At 76.9% G+C, this 722-nt stretch carries 1 protein-coding gene; it reads left to right on the top strand.

The features are described 5' to 3' along the window. On the top strand, positions 1-722 hold a 722-nt coding region (locus HMPREF0731_RS22365; RefSeq protein WP_007006553.1), incomplete at both ends, for a DNA/RNA helicase domain-containing protein.

The following is a 722-nucleotide window of genomic DNA, read 5'->3' as shown; positions in this document are numbered from 1 at the left end:
CGCGGCGCCTACCGCCCGGTGCCCACCATCATCGAGGCGGCGCAGCGCCTCTTCGCCCGGCACGGCGTCGAGGAGATCGCCGCCGCCCGCGCCGATATCGCCAATCTGCGCGCCACCACCGCCGCCATCCGCCGCGCCATCGCCGAGGCGCGGCGCCTGGGCGAGCGGCGTGTGGTGTTCGTCACCGGCATTCCGGGCGCCGGCAAGACGCTGTGCGGGCTGAACCTGGTGTTCGGCCAGCAGGCGGAGGAGGGGGCGGCCTTCCTCACCGGCAACGCGCCGCTGGTCGCCGTGCTGCGCGGCGCGCTGGAGCGCGACGCGGTGGCGCGCCAGGGCCGCGCCCGCCGCCAGCCCCGGCGCGAGGCGCGCACCCTGCTGCAGAATGTGCACCGCTTCCTGGAGCACCATGTCCGCCACGCCGAGGAAGCCCCGGCCGAGCCGGTGGTGGTGTTCGATGAGGCGCAGCGCGCCTGGGACGCGGCGCAGGCGCGGCGCGACACGCAGCGCCGCCGCTCCATCCTCACCGATTCCGAGCCGGCGCACCTGCTGGAGATCATGGCGCGGCATCCCGGCTGGTCGGTGGTCGTGGCGCTGATCGGCCAGGGGCAGGAGATCAACACCGGCGAGGCGGGGCTGGCCGAATGGGGCCGGGTGATCGCCGCCAGCGGCGGCGCCTGGCAGGCGGTGGCGGCGCCCGCCGTGCTGGACGCGGCCGCCGAGCC

This window comes from Pseudoroseomonas cervicalis ATCC 49957, from assembly GCF_000164635.1.
Classification (GTDB): domain Bacteria; phylum Pseudomonadota; class Alphaproteobacteria; order Acetobacterales; family Acetobacteraceae; genus Pseudoroseomonas; species Pseudoroseomonas cervicalis.
Note: the sequence above shows the minus strand (reverse complement) of the source record. Positions and strands in the feature narration are given on the sequence as shown.